We start from the raw sequence: 6,200 nt of genomic DNA on the forward strand, positions 1-6,200 counted from the left end.
TGATTGCAAATCAACGGAATTGCCCGGATGCAGGCAGGCTATCGCACAATCCTAGGTGAGATGCTTTTGGCCCAATCGGCAGCGCTGGGCGCGTTTGCTGATGTGACCGCTCGCTGCACCTCGCTGTTGGCGCAGCAGTATCAGGCAGCAGCCGCAACATTTGCCGCGGAAATTCGGCCCAAAGGCGTGGGCGTCAGGCCGACGCAGCCGGGCGCTAGCTCTGAGATCACCGGACACTTGCTCCCAGGGTCGGCAGATTTCTGCCGTGCCCTTGCTGGTTTGCCGCGGATTTCGATGCTGTCGTTTCTTTCGCGATATGACGGTTTGCGTGGACGACGCAGCGTAGTTTGAGGATTGCAGAGCCAAAATGTCGAAAGCAGAAGACATGCCCGATTCGGATCGCGGCCAATCGGACCGCGACCCCGTCACCGGACTTTTCCTTGCAATGCGGGATGCCTGGTTGGCATTAGCCACCGCCAATCGGCAGGGATTTGTCAACCCAGGTGGCGGAGCGGCGGCCGATTTGCCCCGGGGCGGTCAACGGGGTTCAGTGATCACTGATTTCGTGCTGCCGATGGGCCACGCAACGATGATCGCCACAAACAGGTCGATCAGCTATTGGCTCAACTTGGCTCAGATTCTTGGAAACTATCAGGCGAGGTCAATTCAGGCCCTGGGCGGAGAGGGGATCGATGGCAGCGTGGCTGGATCGGAGCGCCTCGTCGAAGTCGATGAGGTGCGTGCACTGCTGCGTGAGGTGGGGGACTTGGCGACTAAAGAGGCGCGCCTCCTGCAAAGCGAGTTCGGCATGTTAGCTGAAAGCTTAGCGCAGAGCTTTCAGCCATCCGACCAATCCGGACCCTACCGCAGGCGTTGGCGCAGCAAAATCTAAAGGCAGTACGTTACAAACATGCAAGAGAAATCGACGCAATCTGTCATCGCGCGGCTTGGCTTCGAGGCTGAGATGGCGCAGCTGCGCGAGCGCATTGCACGCTGGATTGACGGTTGCAGCGAGGAGCTGCGCGAAGCGCTAAAATGGCAGTTCCTGACCGGATCAAAATACTTTCGTCCGTTGACGATCTTCTCCTGTTATCGTGCGGTGCACGATGGACCGATCCCCGAGCGCATCATGCAATCGGCCTTGGTGATCGAACTGTTTCACAACGTTTCCCTTATTATCGATGACATCGTCGATCGTTCCCCGACCCGAAGGGGGCGAGCTACGATGCACATCCAGTTCGGCGAACTATCGGCTCTGATGACTTCGGGCTACATCGTGGCAGAGGGTTATCTGCAGCTGAAGGACGATCTGGCGGGTATCGCGTTATTCTCCGAATTGCTCAAGAGGCTGGGCGTGGCTGAGTGCATGCAGTGGCGGCTTCGGCGTCAGCCGCTGGGAGTTGAGGACTGGCGCAAGATCGCAGGCGAGGACACCGGCTCGATGTTCGAAGTGTGCGCCTGCTTAGGCGATCGCTCGGGCCGGCTGCGGACCTTCGGAGGCCTCTTGGGGCTGCTCTATCATGGTTGCGACGATGTCGGTGATGTGAAAGGCCTGGCCGCACTCGGAGGCGGCGGGGAGGAGGACTTGCGCGACGGCATCCTGACATTGCCAGCTGCGCTGGCCATCCGCGATCCGGGAGTGGCCAATATATTTTGCTCGCCGCAGGAAGGGGAATTGGCAGAGCTGGGCAGGTATTTTGTGGCCAAGCTGCCCGAAGCAGAGAGCTATCTCGACAAAATCGCCGAAGAGGCTAGGAACGAGGCGCGAGCCTTCGCCTCCAACCCCTTGCCATTGCTCGCCCTTATCGAGCAAACTCGGCAATTGAGCCGCTATTGAATTGCGTACAGGCCTTTGCGTGGGACTGAAAGAGGCCTCAGCCAAGTGGCACGCTCATCTTTGGACTCGCATTGCGAATGCGGTGAGGTGGAGCATTGCCGGGACCGGAGCGGGAAAGTGAACGACAGACCTCTGGAGCACCCAGTGTGATCCAGAGTCTGGATGTGAATACGTGGCTTGAAGGAGTTGGGCTTGGCCAGTATCGAGCCCTGTTTTCCGAGCAGGCGATCGACCCCGACGTTCTGCCCGACCTGACGGATAATGACCTGACGCGGCTTGGTGTACCGCTTGGGCACCGCAAGAAACTGTTGAAGGCGATCGACGCGCTGCTGGGGAGGGAGGGGACCGAACACGCCGCCGAGAAGTCGGTGCGAACGCGGTTCGACGCCGAGAGACGACAGTTGACCGTGCTCAATTGCGACATGGTTGGGTCGACGACCCTTGCCGCTCGACTCGATCCGGAAGATCTGCGCAGGGTCATGGGTGTCTACATCGACGCGTGTGCGAACGTCGTAACGTCTCTTGGCGGCTTCATTGCCAAATACACCGGAGACGGAATGATCGCCTATTTTGGCTATCCTGCAGCCCTGGAAGACGCCGCGGAACGGGCCGTACGCGCTGGCCTGGAACTCAGCCGAGTTGTGCCAGGGCTGGTCACGCTGCCCGATGTGACGCTGCGTGTGCGGACCGGCATCGCGACAGGCCTTGTTGTGGTTGGTGACCTTTTGGGTGAGGGCGCCGCTAGGGAAGAGTCGGTTGTTGGAGAAACCCCGGCATTGGCCGCACGGCTGCAGGCTCTTGCTCCGCCGGACGGGGTCGTGGTCGCCGGGAGCACGCGCAGGTTGATCGAAGGCATGTTCGAGCTCGAGTACCTCGGCATGTGCGATTTGAAAGGTCTGCCGGGCCCGAGACCGGTCTGGCGCGCGCTGCGGGAGACGGCGGTCAGAATTCGCTTCGATGCCAAACACCAAGCCGACCTGACGGAAACGGTTGGCCGAGAGAATGAGCTTTCACTGTTGCTCGAGCGATGGCAGGCCGCCTGCGAAGGGGAGCGTCAGATCATCTTGTTGTCGGGCGAAGCAGGGATCGGGAAGTCGCGATTGTGCGCGGCCTTTGCGAGTCGGATTGCGGCCGATGGCCATTTCATCATCCGTCTGCAATGCTCGCCCTTCCATACCGCGAGTGCGCTGCATCCGATTATCGCCAATTTCGAGCGCGGGCTTGGACTGACGATCAACATGGAGTCGGACGAGAAGCTGAATCGTCTCATCGCCGCGGTACAGAGGTCCGGAAATGTGCGGCCCGAAACGATTGCGCTTTTTGCCACGCTGCTGTCGATACCCTTTGGCGATCGCCTGCCGAGGTACGAAGCGCCGCCTGAGGAGATGAAAAGCCGGACACTTGAAGCGCTGGATGATTGGCTGGTGAACCTGTCGAAGCGGAAGGCGGTGCTATGGATTCTGGAGGATGCGCACTGGATTGATCCAACGACGGTTGAGGCGATCACCCGCGGTTTAGGCCGGCACCACGGCGCCCGAATCCTGGGTGTCATCACGCACCGGCCGGACTATAGCCCCCCGTGGAGCGGTCGTGACCGGGTTGCGTCGCTTAGTCTAAACCGACTGAGCCGGGAGCAGTCGAACGAGCTGGTCAAGCGGGTGGCGCGGAAAGATTTGCCCGTGATGGTCCTTGATCAGATCGTCGCCAAGACAGATGGAATGCCCTTGTTCATTGAAGAATTGACCAAGGTCGTCATCGAGTCCAGTACGTATGACGCGAATGCCGACTTCTATAAGCTGGGACCGGGCGAGCTGAGCATACCGGTAACACTTCGGGATTCATTGCTTGCCCGTCTTGACCGTCTGACGGAGAGCAAAGCGGTTGCCCAGATTGGTGCGGCCATCGGGCGTGAGTTCTCGTTTGAGTTGCTGGCTGCGGTGGTGCCTTCCAATCCCAAAGAGCTTGAAGCCGCGTTGACGCTGCTCGAGGCGGCAGACCTGATCAGCGCCGGAGGCAGTCCCCCGGATGTGACTTATACCTTCAAGCACGCTCTCGTGCAGGAGGCGGCCTATTCGACGTTGCTGATCAGCCGTCGTCAGAAGCTCCACCAGCGTATTGCAGAGACGTTGCAGAGCAGGTTCTCCCAGATCGCGGAGGTGCAGCCGGAATTATTGGCCCATCACTTCAGCGAAGCAGGCCTTGTTATTGAAGCAATCGATTGGTGGGAGCGGGCTGCTTTACGTTCTGCGCAGCGGTCCAACAACATCGAAGCGGTCAGCCAGTTCGATCGAGCATTGAAGCTCCTGACGCAGCTTTCGGATAATTCATCAGTCCACCGCCGCGAATTCGCGCTACGGATTGCCCTGATCGAACCGTTATACGCGACGCATGGCTATTCAGGGACAGAAGTGGACCGGAATTACGCCCGGTTGCTTGAACTTGGTCAGGACCTTGGAGAAACGAGACAGTTGTTGCGCTTCCTATGGGGCCGGGCGGGCGGCGCTTTGGTACGCTGCGACTTTCCGCGCACCCATGAGTACGTTGAAAGTTTTCTCGAGTTGGCGCGCAGTGAGGGAGATGCGACATCGACTGCACAGGGGATTCGGATCAAAGCAATGGTCGCTTTGGCGAGCGGTGAACTCGTCACAGCGCGCGAGCGGTTCCTCGAGGTGATAGACCAATTTGAGCGCGCAGGCACGGCGATGACGCTTGGCAACTATCTCACGATTCCGCGTCCCACGACCCTTGGGCAGTATTCAATCGCCGCGCAGCAGCTCGGTCGTCTGGACGAGGCCGAGGAAGTATGCGCGCGCAGTTTGCAGGAGGCTCGCGAGAGGGGGCACTACCCGACAAGCTGCTATGCAATTCATCATTGCGCGATGAAAGCAATGGTCGATCAGGATCCTGCCACCGTTATGTCACTCGCTGAAGAGCTGGTTGAGATCATGAATCGCCATCATGTCTTCTATTGGGAAGGTTTCGCGGAGGCGCTTCTCGGCTGGGCCTCGGCCAGAACAGGCGCATTGGATAGCGGTCTGGCGCGGATGCGGCGCGGTGCGGATATTCTCGGAAGGATGCAGACTAGGATCTGGAAACCATTGTTCCTCATCAGCGAAGCGGAAATTCTGATGCAGAATCATCGAAACGAGCAGGCGATCGCTTTGTTGGATCAGGCAGCGGCGGAGGCGGAGGCGACCGGTCAACATTACAGCGACGCGGAAGGATTTCGCGTACAAGCCTGCACAAAGTTGGCCCAAGGCGCGCCGCACGCCGAGGTGGAAGCGTTGTTCCAGAAAGGATTGGCAACGGCGCGACGGCAGAGTGCGGGGCTGTTCGAACTGCGAACCGCGACAAGTCTGGCAAGGGTCTGGCGGGATGCCGGACGGTCTGACGACGCGCGCGCGCTGCTCGCGCCTGTTTACCGCCGGTTTACGAGCGGCCACAACAGCGTGGACCTGAGCCAGGCTCGCAACGTGTTGAACAGTATGTAAAGCGCCGTCGCAGCCTTGCTCGAGGCGGGCGTAGCTAAGGCGATCTGACGTGGCAGGATAGCTCCAGCATGATCGGCGCATGCTCTGCAGGGGGCGGGGACCACAAAATGTCGACTCTCGGGGATCGCTGCTGTCGGAGCGGCGATCGCAAGGCGCGGCGCTACTGCAACTGTGCCGCTCCCCACCAAATCCAGCTTTGGCGCAAAGCTCGAAAGGCATTTACAGGCGCGAAATGCACCTGCGCCTTTCGCTCCGCATGCGATCGCGCCAACCTCGTGCATATCTTCGATATGAAGACCGATGATGTCGCCAAACGTACGAGCCTGTGCAGCAGCCTTTGGTCTCGGTGATCCGCTGCGATCGATATTCCGCTCGATGTCGAACGCCCATTCCTCACCGTCCTTGCGGCGGCGAAAGTACCGGTTCTTGCGGCGGACCTGGACACACCAGTTCCCGGACGGCAACTGAGTGAAGCTGGCTATGGTCGCGTGCACTCCCCAATGCGCTACGTGTGCACCGAGAGGTCAAAAAGGGTACAAACGTGTGCAATTTCGGCTAGTTTGGGGGTAAGCATACGACCAATACCGCGGGATTCCCGGGCGTGCGGATAGTCGTTGCCGGCTATGATGATGCCGAGGGTTTCAGGCGGCCTGAGCCGCAGCGGGGCCTTTTGCTTTCCACTCCCACGGGAGTAGTTCGTGCAGGCGGGATTGCGCGATTTCTGCGATGCGTCTGAAGACGTCGGCGAGCCAGACCTTGGGGTCGACGTCGTTGAGGCGCGCAGTCATGATGAGGGTGAGCATGACGGCGGCCCGGTGCGCGCCGCGGTCGGATCCCGCGAACAGCCAGGCCTTTCTGCCCAGAGCCAATCC

Annotated in this window: 5 protein-coding genes; 4 read left to right on the forward strand and 1 reads right to left on the reverse strand. The window is 59.8% G+C overall.

Annotated elements, in window-relative coordinates; genetic code table 11:
• The first annotated feature begins 27 nt into the window (after window positions 1–27).
• The 4 genes from F758_RS51415 (at window position 28) to F758_RS0116950 (ending at window position 5,328) form a co-directional block, all read left to right on the forward strand.
• Complete coding sequence (locus F758_RS51415; RefSeq protein WP_024508973.1) at window positions 28–351, forward strand: hypothetical protein; 324 nt, start codon at window positions 28–30, stop codon at window positions 349–351.
• A gap of 16 nt (window positions 352–367) precedes the next feature.
• Window positions 368–892 carry a hypothetical protein gene (locus F758_RS0116940; RefSeq protein WP_024508974.1) on the forward strand — a complete coding sequence of 175 codons (525 nt, stop codon included), beginning with the start codon at window positions 368–370 and terminating at the stop codon, window positions 890–892.
• Between the two features lie 72 nt (window positions 893–964).
• Window positions 965–1,837 (forward strand): polyprenyl synthetase family protein, encoded by an 873-nt coding sequence (locus F758_RS0116945; protein ID WP_198026510.1) that lies wholly within the window; start codon window positions 965–967, stop codon window positions 1,835–1,837.
• A gap of 146 nt (window positions 1,838–1,983) precedes the next feature.
• On the forward strand, window positions 1,984–5,328 hold the full coding sequence (locus F758_RS0116950) for an AAA family ATPase (RefSeq protein WP_198026511.1): 3,345 nt from the start codon (window positions 1,984–1,986) through the stop codon (window positions 5,326–5,328).
• Between the two features lie 641 nt (window positions 5,329–5,969).
• On the opposite strand, the gene F758_RS0116955 is transcribed toward F758_RS0116950, so the two are convergent.
• Window positions 5,970–6,200: transposase domain-containing protein (locus F758_RS0116955; RefSeq protein ID WP_024508977.1), on the reverse strand; the 231-nt coding region annotated here is incomplete at its 5' end.

Origin of the sequence: Bradyrhizobium sp. ARR65, from assembly GCF_000472385.1 — a bacterium.
Lineage (GTDB): Bacteria > Pseudomonadota > Alphaproteobacteria > Rhizobiales > Xanthobacteraceae > Bradyrhizobium.